Source organism: Pseudomonas sp. BC42, assembly GCF_021560055.1.
In the GTDB taxonomy this organism is placed as follows: domain Bacteria; phylum Pseudomonadota; class Gammaproteobacteria; order Pseudomonadales; family Pseudomonadaceae; genus Aquipseudomonas.
Genome location: NZ_CP091067.1, coordinates 2,694,259 through 2,709,690, shown reverse-complemented (window position 1 = coordinate 2,709,690; position 15,432 = coordinate 2,694,259). Strand labels below are relative to the sequence as shown.

14 protein-coding genes are annotated in these 15,432 nt (G+C 63.4%); 13 read left to right on the top strand and 1 reads right to left on the bottom strand.

What is annotated here, in order from left to right:
- Positions 1 to 5: 5 nt before the first annotated feature.
- Entirely contained in the window at positions 6 to 659 is a 654-nt protein-coding gene (locus L1O02_RS12655) for a response regulator (protein ID WP_060839935.1), read from the top strand.
- A 129-nt stretch (positions 660 to 788) separates the two neighbouring features.
- Here the strand turns inward: L1O02_RS12655 and L1O02_RS12650 are convergent, their stop codons facing one another.
- A complete protein-coding gene (locus L1O02_RS12650) occupies positions 789 to 1,286 on the bottom strand; it encodes an Lrp/AsnC family transcriptional regulator (RefSeq protein ID WP_060839936.1) in 498 nt (165 codons plus the stop codon).
- Positions 1,287 to 1,410: 124 nt separating this feature from the next.
- On the opposite strand from L1O02_RS12650, the gene L1O02_RS12645 reads away from it, so the two are divergent.
- The 12 genes from L1O02_RS12645 (at position 1,411) to L1O02_RS12590 (ending at position 15,429) form a co-directional block, all read left to right on the top strand.
- Positions 1,411 to 2,439, top strand: a complete 1,029-nt coding sequence (locus L1O02_RS12645; protein WP_235760002.1) for a histone deacetylase family protein — start codon at positions 1,411 to 1,413, stop codon at positions 2,437 to 2,439.
- A gap of 55 nt (positions 2,440 to 2,494) precedes the next feature.
- Positions 2,495 to 3,556, top strand: a complete 1,062-nt coding sequence (locus L1O02_RS12640) for an ornithine cyclodeaminase (protein WP_235760001.1) — start codon at positions 2,495 to 2,497, stop codon at positions 3,554 to 3,556.
- Positions 3,557 to 3,712: 156 nt separating this feature from the next.
- Positions 3,713 to 5,116: an amino acid permease gene (locus tag L1O02_RS12635; RefSeq protein WP_060839939.1), complete on the top strand. Its 1,404-nt coding sequence runs from the start codon at positions 3,713 to 3,715 to the stop codon at positions 5,114 to 5,116.
- Positions 5,117 to 5,374: 258 nt separating this feature from the next.
- Positions 5,375 to 5,887 (top strand): MarR family transcriptional regulator, encoded by a 513-nt coding sequence (locus tag L1O02_RS12630; protein ID WP_060839940.1) that lies wholly within the window; start codon positions 5,375 to 5,377, stop codon positions 5,885 to 5,887.
- A gap of 41 nt (positions 5,888 to 5,928) precedes the next feature.
- Positions 5,929 to 6,858 carry a GNAT family N-acetyltransferase gene (locus tag L1O02_RS12625; RefSeq protein WP_060843980.1) on the top strand — a complete coding sequence of 310 codons (930 nt, stop codon included), beginning with the start codon at positions 5,929 to 5,931 and terminating at the stop codon, positions 6,856 to 6,858.
- A gap of 51 nt (positions 6,859 to 6,909) precedes the next feature.
- Positions 6,910 to 7,776 (top strand): class I SAM-dependent methyltransferase, encoded by an 867-nt coding sequence (locus L1O02_RS12620; protein ID WP_108545593.1) that lies wholly within the window; start codon positions 6,910 to 6,912, stop codon positions 7,774 to 7,776.
- Positions 7,766 to 9,409 carry an FAD-binding oxidoreductase gene (locus L1O02_RS12615; protein ID WP_235760000.1) on the top strand — a complete coding sequence of 548 codons (1,644 nt, stop codon included), beginning with the start codon at positions 7,766 to 7,768 and terminating at the stop codon, positions 9,407 to 9,409. Before L1O02_RS12620 ends, L1O02_RS12615 begins: the two co-directional genes overlap by 11 nt.
- Positions 9,402 to 10,166 (top strand): DNA alkylation repair protein, encoded by a 765-nt coding sequence (locus L1O02_RS12610; protein ID WP_235759999.1) that lies wholly within the window; start codon positions 9,402 to 9,404, stop codon positions 10,164 to 10,166. Before L1O02_RS12615 ends, L1O02_RS12610 begins: the two co-directional genes overlap by 8 nt.
- A gap of 16 nt (positions 10,167 to 10,182) precedes the next feature.
- Positions 10,183 to 10,824, top strand: coding sequence for a peroxiredoxin-like family protein (locus tag L1O02_RS12605; RefSeq protein ID WP_108545596.1), 642 nt, complete (start codon positions 10,183 to 10,185; stop codon positions 10,822 to 10,824).
- A 67-nt stretch (positions 10,825 to 10,891) separates the two neighbouring features.
- Entirely contained in the window at positions 10,892 to 12,559 is a 1,668-nt protein-coding gene (locus L1O02_RS12600) for a tryptophan 7-halogenase (protein WP_235759998.1), read from the top strand.
- Positions 12,559 to 14,070: an amidase gene (locus L1O02_RS12595; RefSeq protein WP_060843986.1), complete on the top strand. Its 1,512-nt coding sequence runs from the start codon at positions 12,559 to 12,561 to the stop codon at positions 14,068 to 14,070. Before L1O02_RS12600 ends, L1O02_RS12595 begins: the two co-directional genes overlap by 1 nt.
- Positions 14,071 to 14,079: 9 nt before the next feature.
- Positions 14,080 to 15,429 (top strand): cation:proton antiporter, encoded by a 1,350-nt coding sequence (locus tag L1O02_RS12590; RefSeq protein ID WP_060839948.1) that lies wholly within the window; start codon positions 14,080 to 14,082, stop codon positions 15,427 to 15,429.
- The last annotated feature ends 3 nt before the right edge of the window (positions 15,430 to 15,432 follow it).

Here is a 15,432-nt window from a genome sequence, read left to right as displayed (position 1 = left end):
CCACCATGAAAAAAATCCGAGTTGCCCTGGCTGACGATCATCCCCTGGTGCTCGCTGCCGTCAGCGACCTGTTGCACAAGACCGGTACATATGAAGTCGTGGCCGCCGTCACCACCCCGAGCGCGCTGGTCCAGCAACTGGCGGACGACCCGCGGATCGATGTGGTGATCACCGATTACTTCATGGAGGGCGACGAGAAGTTCGGCGACGGCATTCGCCTGGTGACCTACCTGATCCGCCACTTTCCCAGGGTCCAGGTGCTAGTGCTGACCATGATGTCCAACCCGATGATCGTGGCCGCGCTGTATGACATCGGCGTGCGCTCGGTGCTGCTCAAGCGCCACGACATGAGCGAACTGCTCAGTGCCCTGGAAAACGTCCGGCTGGGACGCATCCACCACCCGCCGAGCCTGGTGCCGAACGAATTCCACAGCAGCCCGGTGCGCTCCATGGCCGACGGCCTGAGCAGCCTCACGCCCAAGGAATACGAGGTGCTGCGGCACTTCGTACGCGGTGAGTCGATGATGCAGATTGCCGCCAACCTCAAGCGCAGCGTGAAGACCGTCAGCGCGCAGAAGATCTCGGCGATCCGCAAGCTCAACCTCGACAGCGACCAGGCGCTGGTCGCCTTCTGCCTGGAGTCCGGCGAGTTCCAGTAGGCGCTAGGGCTTGGACAACGACAGCCAGTGGCGTCGCTGCACCGGAGCAACGTCGCACTCGGCGCGCACATGGCTGTACAGATGGAGCTTCATGGCCCCACAGGGGTAATCACCTGGGAAATCACTGCCCTACCTGGGCAGCGGCTGGGAAATCGCCAGGCGGCTGGTGGCCTTGACCTCGCGCAGCGCCAGGCTCGACTGGATCGAGGCGATGCCCGGCTGGCGCCTGAGCACGTGTTCGACAAAGTCGCTGTAGCTGTCCAGGTCCTGGGCCAGCACTTGCAGCAGGTAGTCGGCATCGCCGGTGATCTTGTGGCAGGCCTGGACCTCGGGCAGACGCATGATCACCTTCTCGAAATCGTCCGGGGTCTGGTCAGAGTGGGTGGCGAAACGCACATGGACGAACGCCAGGATGTCCAGCCCCAGCAGGCGCCGGTCGAGGTTGGCCTGATAGTCCTTGATCACCCCCTCCTCTTCCATGCGCTTGCGCCGGCGCCAGCAGGGAGTAAGGCTCAGGGACAGGCGCTCGCTGAGCTCGGCATTGGAGATGCTCGCGTCCTGTTGCAAGAGGGCGAGGATCGCCAGGTCGGTGTCGTCGAGGGCGACGCGCTTGGGAGTTTTTTTCACTATCAGCCACTCACGGGAAAAATATTACCCAAAATTCTAGTTTCATCCGAAGACAAAGCAAAGAAATCGCCGCCATGCCGGAACAAACTATTTGCACCGGACAACAACAATGGATGCCTTCAGCATGCTTACCGTCTTCAGCGAATCCCACCGCCTGCACCACGGCACCGAATTGAAGGACGGGGTGCTCAAGCCCTCGTTCGAGCAGCCCAGCCGGGCCGATACGGTGCGTGACCGGGTCAGGCACGTGGGGCTTGGCGAGATCATCGGGCCTCGCGCCTTCGACCGCGCCTGCTATGTCGCCGCCCACAGCGAACGCTACGTGGCCTTTCTGGAAAACGCCTGGAACCAGTGGACCGCCACCGGCCGCCGCCACGACGCCCTGCCCCTGGTCTGGCCGGTGCGCGACCTGGCCAACCAGCAGGTGCCGGAGTTCATCGACGGCAAGCTGGGTTTCTTCGCCATGGACGCCGGCTCGCCGATCACCGCCAGCACCTGGGACGCGGCACGCACCAGCGCCGATATCGCCCTCACCGGCCTGGCGCTGATCGACGAAGGCCAGGACAGCGCCTTCGCCCTGTGCCGCCCGCCAGGCCATCACGCCGCGCGGGAATACATGGGCGGCTACTGCTACCTGAACAACGCCGCGATTGCCGCGCAGCAGGCCATCACCCGGGGCGCCGGGCGGGTGGCGGTGCTGGACGTGGACTTTCACCACGGCAATGGCACGCAGAACATTTTCTACGACCGCGGCGACGTGCTGTTCGTCTCGCTGCACGGTGATCCGGCGGTGTCCTATCCCTACTTTTCCGGGTTCGCCTCGGAGCGCGGCAGCGGTGCCGGCGAAGGCTGCAACCTGAACATTCCCCTGCCCCGGGGCACCACCTGGCAGCGCTACCGCGAAGCCCTGGTGCAAGCCTGTGCCCGGCTGCGCGCCTTCAGCCCGGAGCTGCTGGTGGTGTCGCTGGGGGTGGACACCTTCAAGGACGACCCCATCAGCCACTTCCTCCTGGAGAGCGAGGACTTCCTGGACATGGGCCAGGTCATCGCCAGCGTGGGCACGCCGACGCTGTTCGTCATGGAGGGCGGCTACATGGTCGACGAGATCGGCATCAACGCCGTCAACGTGCTGCACGGCCACGCCAACCGCTAGTGCGTCCGGGCTTCTCCAGACAGCCCTCAACCTACTGACCGAAAGGGAAAACACCATGACCTTGTTCATCGATGTGGATCACGCCGCGGCCCTGTATGCACACCTGGGCATCGCCCGGGCGATCCGGGAGATGGCCGGCTACATCCAGGCCGACTATCGACGCTGGCAGGCCTTTGAAAAGTCCCCGCGCACCGCCAACCATTCAGCCACCGGGGTGATCGAACTGATGCCCGCCGACGATGGCCGGCAGTACGCCTTCAAGTACGTCAACGGCCACCCCGGCAACCCGGCGAGGCAGTTGCTGACCGTGATGGCCTTCGGCGTGCTGGCCGACGTCGACAGCGGCTACCCGGTGCTGCTCAGTGAACTGACCCTGACCACCGCAGTGCGCACCGCCGCCACCTCGGCCTTGGTGGCGCAGTCCCTGGCCCGCGCGGACAGCCGAGTCATGGCGCTGATCGGCAATGGTGCCCAGAGCGAGTTCCAGGCCATCGCCTTCCACGACATGCTCGGCATCGACGAGCTGCGGATCTTCGACATCGACCCGGCCGCCTCGCACAAGCTGCAGCACAACCTGCAAGCCTGGCCGGGCCTAAAAGTGCACATCGCCGGTTCCGTGGCCGAGGCGGTCAAGGGTGCCGATATCGTCACCACGGTGACCGCGGACAAGGCCTACGCCACCATCCTCACTCCGGAGCTGATCGAACCCGGCATGCACCTCAACGCCGTGGGCGGCGATTGCCCGGGCAAGACCGAACTGCACGCCGAGATCCTGCGGCATGCCCGGGTGATCGTCGAGTTCGAGCCGCAGACCCGTATCGAGGGCGACATCCAGCAACTGCCGGCGGACTTTGCGGTGACCGAATACTTCCGCATCGCCCAGGGCCTGGAGCCGGGCCGCGAGCAGGCCGACCAGGTCACGGTGTTCGATTCGGTGGGCTTTGCCCTGGAAGACTTCGCCTCCCTGCGCTACCTGCATGACCTGGCACGCGAGCATGGCATCGGCGAGCAGATCCGGCTGGTGCCCACCCCGACCAACATCAAGGACCTGTTCCAACTGATCGAGCAGTGCCCCACAGCCGCTGCCGGCGCCCCGCGCCGGTTGGCCAGCGGCTGAAAGCACCGGGATCGCTGAACCGGGCCAGCGCCGCGTGCCCCGGTTCAGCGGCCCGCTCCGAACCGGCTGCGCCACCCCGACCTACAACCACAGCGCGCAGTCCCCAGCACCTTTCACTGCCAAAACTCGACAACTATAAAATCAAGAGGTTTTGAGATGACTCCAGATACCTTGGGCGCCGCCGAGCGTCCGGCGCTGCAGCGCACCCTGCACAACCGTCATATCCAGCTCATGGCCATGGGTGGTGCCATCGGCACCGGGCTGTTCATGGGCTCGGGCAAGATCATCGCCATGTCCGGCACCTCGATCATCCTGATCTACATGATCATCGGCCTGTTCGTGTTCCTGGTGATGCGTGCCATGGGCGAACTGCTGCTGTCGAACCTGAAGTTCAAGAGCTTTGCCGATTTTGCCGGCGCCTACCTGGGGCCGCGGGCGGCCTTTTTTCTCGGCTGGTCCTATTGGCTGAGCTGGAGTGTGGCGGTGGTGGGCGACGCGGTGGTGGTGGGCGGCTTCTTCCAGTACTGGTTCCCCGGCGTCGCGGCCTGGATCCCCGCCATCGTCATGCTGCTGACCCTGTTCGCCCTCAACGTGCTCACGGTGAAGCTGTTCGGCGAGGTGGAGTTCTGGTTCGCCATCATCAAGATCATCGCCGTGGTCACCCTGATCAGCGTGAGCCTGGTACTGATCGCCACGGCCTTTGTCTCGCCGTCCGGCGTGAGCGCTTCGCTGAGCCACCTGCTGGACCGGCAAGCGGCCCTGCCCAACGGCCTGATGGGCTTCTTCGCCGGTTTCCAGATGGCGATCTTCTCCTTCGCCGGCACCGAACTGATCGGCACCGCCGCCGCGGAAACCCGCGACCCGGAGCGCACCCTGCCCAGGGCGATCAACGCCATCCCCCTGCGCATCATCCTGTTCTACGTGCTGGCCCTGGCCTGCATCATCGCCGTGACCTCCTGGCAGCAGGTGTCGCCGAACAAGAGCCCCTTCGTCGAACTGTTCCTGATCGCCGGCTTTCCCGCGGCGGCGGGCATCGTCAACTTCGTGGTCCTGACCTCGGCAGCCTCCTCGGCCAACAGCGGCGTGTTCTCCGCCAGCCGCATGCTCTTCGGCCTGTCCGACCAGGGCAACGCGCCGCGACTGTTCAAGCACCTGTCGCGGCACAGCGTGCCGGTGACCAGCCTGGCCTTCACCTGCCTGCTGATGCTGCTGGGGGTCCTGCTGCTGTACATCGTCCCCGAGGTGATGACCGCCTTCACCATCGTTTCCACGGTGTCGGCGATCCTGGTGATCTTCACCTGGTCGACCATCCTGGCGTCCTACATCGCCTACCGTCGCAAGCACCCCGAACTGCACGCCCGCTCGCGCTACAAGATGCCCGGCGGCGTGCCCATGGCCTGGTTCGCCCTGGCCTTCCTGCTGTTCGTCCTCGGCCTGCTGGCCCTGCGCCCGGACACCCGCCTGGCACTGTGCGTGATGCCGGCGTGGTTTATCTGGCTGGGCATCGCCTATCAACTGGGTTGGCGCGGCAAGCGCAGGTTGATCCCCGCGCGCTCATGACCTCAACCGGCCCCCGCTAGCACCAAGGAACGGTGCTACCTGTTCGCCATCAAGATCAAGCGCCGCGCCCTGCTGCAAAGGCGCATTGATGGCGCCAAATGAATGACACAAACAAGTCACCAATTGCCCCTCCAAACCTCCCCCTCCCACGCCGCAAATATCAAATTAAATCCATATAAAACAACACGTTAAAACCAACAAAAGAAACCAAAAGAATTAACCGTTGACTTAGTAAGGCGCCAAGATAAACTGCGCCTTATGAATATTTTAGAGAACAAACATCACATCATGCTGCAGGCACTGGAGAACATTTCTCCCGACGCTCGCGAGAGCGTCAGACTGTGCTTCGAACTGCTTTCGGCCGCAGCGACCATCAACCGCGTCTGTGCTGTACGGCTTGCCCGCTACAGCCTTTCAGAGGGGCGCTTCGTGATCATGCTGACCCTCAAGAGTGCGGGCGGGAAACTCTCGCCACTGGAACTCGCGACGCGCTTGTCCATCACCACCGGCACCGTGACCGGACTGCTCGATGGCCTGCAAGGCGATGGTTTCATCAAGCGCAAGCCAGACCCGACGGATCGACGCAAGCTGATCATCAACCTGACCGCGGAAGGCAAGCAGGTGGTGGACGAAGTGTTCGCCGATCACACCGATTGGATCTGCAGCATTATCGAAGGCCTGAGCGCGGAACAACGCCAGGCGCTGACTGAAGCGATCTATTGCATTTCTGCAAGCCCCGCCCTGGCACTGCAACCTCCTGACGGGGATTAGCGCCGGGCGTCAATGGTAGTAGCAACACATGGAGGTGACTGATGTTGCAGAGTCAAAAGGTAATGACCAATTTCGGCAGGAAGCCGCGTCTTCACAGTAGCGTCGATACGCTCAGGCATAGCCTGGCCTCATTGGAGCGTTACATTCCTCCCCCGCTCTACCGCCACCTGTTTCTCACGCGCATCGCCCGCGCGCCCCTGGCCATCGAGGGCTTCGAGTTCCGCCCGATACAAAGCCTCTTCGAGCTGGAAGAAGCCCTGCGACTGGTCAACGAGAGTTATGCACGCCGGGGAATCTCCACCGTCTGCCGTGCCGGCATGCGTTTTTCTGCCTTTCACCTGCTACCTGGCACCACGACCTTCGTCGCGATCAAGGAACAGCAGGTCATCGGCACGGTGTCATTGATCGAAGACTCGATGCTGGGATTGCCGATGGAAGAAGTTCACGGCAACGAAGTCCTGCTGCAGCGTCTGTCGGGCCAGCGCCTGGCCGAAGTCGGGACCCTCGCGGTATCCGCGCATTACCGTGGCAAGGGTGTGCCGCTGATGCTCTACAACGCGATGTTCCGATGGGCAATGCACTACCGCGGGATTGAAAAGCTGCTGATTGCCGTGCATCCCAGGGCCAGCTCCTTCTATCGCAAGGTGCTGTTCTTTTCGCCGATTGGCCGTGTGGAGCGCTACACCAAGCTCAACGACGCCCTTTCCCAGCCTTTGTCACTGGGGCTGGCAGACGCCCAGGACAGCTTCAAGAGCGTTTATCAGTCCTCCGGGGTCAAATTGGCGGTCGCGGGAAAGAGCACCAACTTCTTCGAATTTTTCTGCCAGCGCGACTTCGATGCGATTCGCCTGCCGGCCGATGCTGGCGTGCATCGCTGGCAGCAACAGGACGTGCTGATCCACATGGCCCGCTGCGGGGTCCATGGCAGGCACCTGAGCAACCGCATCAAACGGGCGCTGGCCCTGGCGTAAACACGCCCTTCCCCTGCCGAATTTCACACATCATTTCATGGAGGATGAGTCATGGATACGGGATTGCTGCGGGCGATTTACAGAGAAATCACCACTAAACAGCCGTTCATTCGCACACCGGAACCGGAGCTGGTCATGGAGGCCCAGCCCAGCGTTGCGTCCTATGCCAACAGTGCCGGACAGGGCCAGGCCCTCTCTGGAACCTACCTGTATCACGCGGCGCAGATGTGCGCGCTGATCAAGCCCGGGGACGTTGTCCTGGATATCGGCTGCGGGCCCGCCAGCCTGCTGCTGCAGGTGGCGCGACTCAACCCGCGGGCCGAATTCGTGGGGGTCGACCTATCAAGAAACATGCTCGACATCGCCCGGGATTCGATTCGGCAACAAGGCATCGACAACGTTGAATTGATTGAGGACGACATGTCTCGCCTGGGCCGGATCGGCGACCGCAGTGTCGACGTGGTGATTTCCTCCATGGCCCTGCACCACCTGGCGAGCCTGGAACAGCTGGAGTCCACCTTCAGGAACATTGCCCGGGTGCTGCGTAACGATCGCGCCATTTACCTGAATGACTTCGGGCGCCTGAAATCAACCGAATCGGTGGATTATTTCGTTCAGCGCGCCAGCGACGGCGCCGATCGGGAAACCCTGTTGGACTACCGCCACTCGCTGTTGGCGGCCTTCTCCCTGGAAGAGTTCCAGACGCTGGCGGCCAGCTACCTGGGGCCTTGCGCCAAGGTCTACAGCACGGCACTGAGCCCATTGATGATGGTGATCCGCACGCCCAAGCGACGCTGCGTCAAGACCATGAAGCCGGAGTTCAAGCGCCGTTATGCCGCGCTGCCAGCCAGCCGCAAGGCCGATGTACAGCAACTGCGCCTGTTCCTGCGGTTGGGAGGGTTGGCCAGTGCTTTCTGAAAGCACCCGCCTGCAGGCCGCCCTGGAGCAGTGGCGCGACGTTCTGGGAGCGTCGCAAGTGCGCCTCGATCACGCCGGCATCGCCCACGTGCAGCACGACACCATGCATTCACCGGCCTATGCCCAGGCAGTGATCGCGCCCCTTTCCAGCGAGCAAGTGGCGGCCTGTGTGGCCATTGCCCAGAGGCACCGCATCGCCTTGCACCCCATCAGTACCGGTAACAACTGGGGCTACGGTTGTGCCGCGACCGGTCGCGAGCACTGCGTCGTCATGGATTTGTCGGGCATGACGCGGATTCTGTCGTTCGACCAGGAGCTCTCAGTCGTCACACTCGAGCCCGGCGTTACCCAAGGCGCGCTGGCGCAATACCTGCAAGAACGTGGCCTGCCCTACCTGACCCCGGTAACCGGCGCCGGTCCCTCTTGCAGCCTGCTGGGCAACGCACTGGAGCGCGGTTACGGCATCACCCCGCAGACCGACCACTTCCAAGCCGTCCTGGCCCTGGAGGCGGTGCTGCCCGACGGCCAGATCTACCGCTCGCCGCTGTCGATGGGAGCCGCCAGTCCGTGTTTCAAATGGGGCGTGGGCCCCTATCTGGACGGCCTGTTCAGCCAGAGCGGGTTGGGCATCGTGACCCAGATGAGCCTCGCCCTGGTGAGAAAACCCCAGATCATTCAGCCGTTCTATTTCTGGATCGAAGACCCGGCCAGGCTTGGTCCGGCGCTGGAGGGTGTGCGGCGTATCCTCGAACAGGCCCAGGGCCAGGTGGGCGGCATCAACCTCATGAACCGCACTCGCCTGCTGACCATGGCCAGTGAAGGCCAGGGCCTCGCCGGACGCTCCGGCGAACAACTGCGCCAGGCCGCCGATAGCCTGGGGCTGCCGGCCTGGATGGGGGTCGGTTCGATCTATTGCCACGCGGACCAGCAAGCATCGCTCAAGCGCATGATCCGGCGCGAACTCAAGGGCTTTGCCGATCGCTCGATGTTCAAGACTCACCGCCAATTGGACCTGGCGCACGGCCTGTTGCAGCGGCTGCCGGGGAGTTGGGCGCGGCGCTGGCAGCGGACCCTGGAAAAGATGTTGCTCGGCGTTGAACTGATGGAAGGGCGCCCCAACGAGGTGGCCCTGCCGCTGGCCTACAGCGCCGGAGCCAAACCGCCCCCCGGACCTGGCCTGAACCCCGCGCGCGACCACTGCGGGCTGATCTGGTACGCCCCGGTACTGCCGTTCAAGAAGCAGTTGATCGAAGACTTCCTGCAGGCCATGAACGAGCAGTGCCAGATGCAGGACATGCTCTGCCCGATCACCCTGACCACGCTCTCGACCCGGGCCATTGACTGCACCGTGCCATTGCTGTTTGCGCGCAGCGACCCTCAGGCATCCGCACGGGCCCATGACTGCTATCAGCAACTGTTCCAACTGGGCAAGGCTCGGGGGATCGTGCCCTATCGCGTGCCGGTGGCATTCATGCCGTTGCTGGCGGACCGGCAACAACCCGCCTGGCAACTGGGGGCACGCCTCAAGCACGCCCTTGATCCCCATCATCTGCTCTCGCCAGGCCGCTACTGCCTGCCTGCCGACACCCGAGCGCCCCTTGCCAACCCCGAGCCGGTAGCCTGCCATGAGTGAAGACACCACCCACCTGATCAATCAGGGACTGATCGAGACCCGCAACCTGGCGCAGTGCCTGGCCGTTGACCAGACCGCGCTGGCCACGGCCATTGCCGGCCAGCTCGACGAGAGCCTGGGACAGGCGCTGGTCGCCGCCGCCCAGGCGACCGAGAAACAGGGCATTTCGAAAAGAATCGCCGCCCTGGGGCTGACTCTCGGGCAATGGCTGGAGCTCGCCGCACCGCCCGCTCGCCAACAGGCCTGGACCCTGTTGCAGGCCCATCCATCGGACACCGTGCGCAGTTGGGCGGCCTTCGCCAATGCCTACCGCGAACGCAATCAATCCCTGGCCACGGCGATCCAGAGCCAGCTGCACTTTGCCTGCGACAGCCACTTCGGCGTGCGCGAATGGGCCTGGATCGCCTTGCGGCCCTTGCTCAGCCAGGACCTTGCGACGGCCCTGCCCCTGCTGCGCCAATACGCGCTCAGCGAAGACCCGCTGATCCGCCGCTTCAGCATTGAGATCCTGCGCCCCCGAGGCGTCTGGTGCGAGCACATCGCCGCCCTCAAGAACACCCCGGAATTAGCCGAGCCGCTACTGATCCCGCTGCTCGCCGAAAGCCAGAAATACCCCCAGGACTCTGTCGCCAACTGGCTCAACGATGCCAGCAAGACGCGCCCGGACTGGGTTCGCCAGCTGTTTCAACGTTACCCACCCGATTGCAAGGCCTCCCACAGGATTCACACCCGGGCTACCCGAAGCCTGTCTCACTAGAAAAAAGGAGTTACGCATGTCTCTCAAGGAAAAGCTGCAAGGCGCAAAACAGCAGATGGCCGAACAACTGCCGGGCGAGATCCTGCAGAAGTTCGCGGCCTCACTGCAGGCACTGGTCGACAGCGGCCTGGCAGCCAAGGCCCTGAAAGCCCGGGACAAGGCGCCGCTGGCGGTGCTCAAGGACCCGGATGGCCAGGATGTCGACCTGCGCCAACTGCTCGACAAGGGCCCCCTGGTACTGGTGTTCTACCGCGGCCTGTGGTGCCCGTTCTGCAACCTGGCCTTGAGCGCCTACCAACAGATGGTCGGCGACCTGGCAGCCTCCGGCGCCACCCTGGTCGCGGTATCGGCGCAGACACCGCAATCCTCGGCCAAGACCCGTGAGGCGCTGGGCATTCGCTACTTGCTGCTCAGCGACCCGGAAAACCGCCTGGCCGAGCAATACGGCATCGTCTTCAAGCTTGAGGATGAACTGGACGCGGTCTACCGCTCGCTGGGCGCCGACTTGAAAGTCTTCAACGGCTCGGATGCCCTGACGCTGCCAATGGCCAGCGCCTTCGTGATCGGCCAGGACGGGGTGATTCGCCACGCCTTTGTCAATGTCGACTACTCGGAACGCGTCGAACCCGCGACCCTGATCGAGGCTGCTGGCCGCTAAACCGTTCACCCCCCGGCCGAAGGCCGTCGCACCTTCGGCCCTCCCTATTTGTTCACGGACTGAGCCAATGAAACGTATCGCTATCATGGGGGCCGGCGTTGCCGGTCACCTGGCTGCCCTGTACTTCAAGAAACGCCTCCCCGGAGTCGAGGTCATCCTGATCGGCCGCCCGGATCGAAAGCGCCCGATAGTGGGCGAGTCGACGGTTGAGTTGACCACCCACTTCTTCAAGGGCCTGGGACTGGGCAGCCTGCTGGAGGAGAAGCACTACCACAAGTACGGCCTGACCTATTACCTGAAGCTGCGCAACAACCCGGAATGCCGCAACTATGTGGTGCATGAGGCGCCGGGGGTGATTCGCATGCCGGCCTACAACCTCAACCGGTTCAGTTTCGACCGGGACCTGCGGCGGATCGTCGACGAGCATCAAGTGCAGATGATCGAGGCCGACGTCAGTGCGGTGGACCTGCACCAGGGCGAGCATGCCACTCACCTGCTGACCTTGCGCAGCGACAGCGACGCGCCCCAGCAACTGACCGCGGACTGGATCGTCGATGCCACCGGACGCAACCGCTTCATGGCCAAGAAGCTCAAGCTGCACAAGGAACCCACCTATCAGCGCAGCACCTTCTGGTTCCGCCTCAAGGACTTCGACCGCAACCTGCTGTCCACCATCGATATCCACAAGGTCAAGCACCACTGCTACGACCCCTATTACGTCACCCATCACTTCTATGGGAAGGGCTACTGGATCTGGATGATCCCGATGCGCAGCGACGATGGCAAAGACATGATCAGCATCGGCATCACCTACCGTCCGGACATGATCGAGCAGAAGATCGGCACCCTCGAACAGTTCACCGACAAGGTCATGGCCGATCATCCGGTGATCACCGAACTGATCGCCAGCGGCCAGGTGGTCGATGCCCACGCCATGTACAACTACATGTATGAAGCACGGCAGTACTACTCCACCGACGGCTGGTTCCTGCTCGGCGACGCCGCGTTCACCTTCGATCCGGCCAACAGCGCCGGGCTGGCCTATGTGGCACAGCAGATTCCGCAGATCGCGGCCATGATCGAAAAGGACCTCCATGCCAGCTTGACCCCGGCCTATGTCAACTGCCTGGAGTCTCACATTCAAGCGCAACTGGCGCTGCAGGACACCTGGAGCAAATGGTACGAGGTCATGGACGACCCGTTCATGATGGGCTGGACCCTGTTGTTCGCCAACATGGCCTACTTCCACGTCGTGCTGCCGATGTACATGACCGGCGACTTCCTCGATGGGCACCAGGCCCAGCAGTTTGCCGACCTGCTGCCGCGCTACCCCCGGGAGTTGCAGCCTTCTCCCCTGCCCTTTGCCTGCCTGCTGCAGGAAGTCCGCCGTTCCAACCCGGGCCTGAGCCCGGAGATGATGCCGAACCTGTACTCGCGCACCATCAACTTCGACCTGTACAAGGCCGAACATCGCGCCCGGCCGCTGTATGCCGCGCATTACTACCTGCGTTCGGCCGCACTGCGGGTCCGCCTGATGAAGATGGTCAAGTGGTCAGCGACGCCGCGGCACTTGAAACTGTTGCTGCGCCACAGCTGCGGCGTGGTGCAGGATCTGGCGCGGTCTCTGAGCCTGAGGCTCAAGCCCTCGCTGTTCTACAAATATGGCGAGTCGCCGGAACTGCTGAAGTCGCCCTTTGGCAATGACGGCGGTTTTCTCGATCTGGCCCGCCGTTGATGTCCGCGCTGACGCCGTCGGCCTCCTGCGGCCGCCCGCCCGCGTTGCTGGAGCTGAGCGCGGTACAACTGGCGCACCTGATCAAGCGCAAGGACATCTCGCCGGTCGAACTGGTGGAACAGTCCATCGAGCGCTGCCAAGAGATCCAGGCCCTGTGCAACCCGATAGCGGTCGAACTCTACCGCTGCGCCCGTAGCGCTGCGCGTCGGGCAGAAGCTGATGTCTTGCGGGGCCACCCCCTGGGACGCTTGCATGGAGTGCCCTTCTCGATCAAGGAAGGCCTGGGGCTCGCGGGGTGGCCACAGACCTGCGGCTCGACCTTGCGTCGGCAGGTTACGGCCTCCTCGACGGCCACGGTTGCCCAGCGCCTGATCAGCGCGGGGGGCATTCCCGTGGCGCTGGGCAACCAGGCGGAGATGGCCCTGTGGCCGGAAACCGACAATCTGCTCTATGGCCGCACGCTCAACCCGTATCGCGCCTCGCGCACCGCCGGAGGCAGCAGCGGCGGCGATGCGGTCATGGTGGCCAGCGCCTGCGTGCCCTTTGCCCTCGGCACCGATGGCGCTGGCTCAGTGCGCATTCCCGCCGCGTTCAATGGGGTCTTCGGTCTCAAGCCATCGCGCGGCCTGGTGCCCTTGAGCGGTCATTTGCCACTGGACGAGCGTGGTCGCGAGCAAGCGAACGCGCAGGCGGTATCCGCTCATTTTGCGGCTGGCCCACTGTGCCGACATGCCGAGGACTTGAGCGAAGTCCTGCAGATCATCGCCGGGCCCGATGGCATCGACCGCAATATCCATTCGCGGTTTGCGCCCGTTGCCGAACCCGCGCGCCTGAGGCGGGTACACCTGTACCTGCCTGAGAGGATGAAATGGAGCAGCCCGGTGTCCGAGGCTGTCTCCCAGGCCTTGAACGACGCCGGGCAATGCCTGGCCAGCCAGGGCGCCACGCTGCATGCCTGGCAGGAACCGGGCATGCACAACGCCTTTTTCATCTGGCTGGCGGTGCTCAAGCTTGAGGCGCAGGTCCGCCTGGCGGACTACCTGGGCGATGGGCAGCCGCTGAGCTATTGGCGGGCAGCCCGCGCCAGCCTTGCAGGGCGTGCGCGACATGCTACGGGGCCGTTGCTGGCGACCTGGCTGGACAGTGTCGGCGACGCCCTGGGCAACCCGGGACTGGGACGTTTTCTTGCCCAGCGCGATCACTTGCAACGAGCCTTCGCCGAGCTCTTCGACGGCCATAGCGTGCTGCTGATGCCCGTCACGCCAGGCGTTGCGCCGGAACACGGGCATGCCCTCAAGCGCCCCTTAGACGTTGCTTACTGCGCCCTGTTCAACGCCCTGGGCCTGCCGGCCCTCAGCGTGCCAATGGGGCGCCTGGATCAAGGTTGCCCGGTGGCCGTGCAATTGGTCGCCGGACCCGGCCAGGACGCTTTGCTGCTGGACGCCGCAGTATTTCTGCAAACTCAGTTTGGTGGCTGGCTCAAGCCAGCGCTTTCACACTTCAAGGGATAGGAAGTCTCTATGCAAACCACCAGTGCGACAACCCAACAGCCCGCCAGCCCACCCATGGGGCAATCGGCTGTGGGCTCCCAGGCCGAACACCTGACGTTGCTGTTCCTGATCCAGCTGATCGTGATCTTTTCCGTCAGCCGGGTGATCTCCTGGCTCAGCACCCGCTGCCTGGGACAAACCCCGGTGGCCGGTGAAATCCTTGCAGGCCTGGTGCTGGGCCCAAGCTTGCTGGGGTATTTTTTTCCAGAGCTGTTGCACAGCATCTTCGTGCCGCAGACCTCTACCGCATTCATCGCGACGGCTCAGGTCGGGCTGATTCTGCTGATGTTCCAGGTGGGCCTGGAGTTCGAATTTGGCGCGCACCTCAAAGGCCGCAAGCGTTCGATCATCTTCATCAGTCTTGGGGGCTTGCTGGTGCCCTTCGCCAGCGGCTTTTTCAGCGCCGAATTTTTCTGGCTGCAGATAACCGGTGAGCGGCCTCCGCTGCTGGCCTTTCAACTGTTCTTCGCCACAGCCCTGTCAATCACCGCCCTGCCGATTCTGGGGCGCATTTTCATGGAACTGGGCCTGTCGCGATCACGGGTGGCGACCCTGACCATCGGTGCCGCGGCAATCGACGATGTATGCGGTTGGCTGATCCTGGGCGGCGTGACCTCGATCATTGCCTCGAACTTCAACGTCTGGACCTCGCTCCTGAGGATGCTGGCCCTGGCGCTGTTCATCGTCGTGGTGCTGTGGCAGGTCCGCCCCTTGATCCTGCGCTGGATCATCGGCGACCTGGAGCGTCGGCCCCTGTCGGCACACGGCATTTCACTGATGCTGATCGTGCTCTTTGCCAGCGCCGTCATCACCAACCTGATAGGGGTGTTCTCGATCATTGGCGGCTTCATCATGGGCGTGGCGCTGCATACTCACCGGCCCTTTGTCGCCCAGTGGAACGCCAAGGTCGGCGGCTTGGTCAACGCGTTCTTCCTGCCGGTATTTTTCGCCTATACGGGCCTGCGAACCGACGTTGGTTCGTTGGAGGGCAGTAACGCCCTGCTCAACTGTCTGCTGGTGTGCCTGGTGGCATTTGCCAGCAAGTTCTTCGGGGCCTACGGTTCCAGCCGGCTGCTGGGAGAAAGCCCGCGAAACTCGGCGCTGATCGGGGTCTGCATGAACACCCGCGCCTTGATGGAACTGGTGGTGCTCAACGTCGGTTATGACCTTGGCGTGCTGCCCAAAGAGTACTTCACCATCCTGGTGATCATGGCGATCATCAGCACCTTCATCGCCTCACCGCTGATCCGCCTGCTGACTGCCCGCGAGCGCCTGGGGCAGCCGATGCCGATAGCGGGCAATCAACCCGCCCAGTTGTGACAG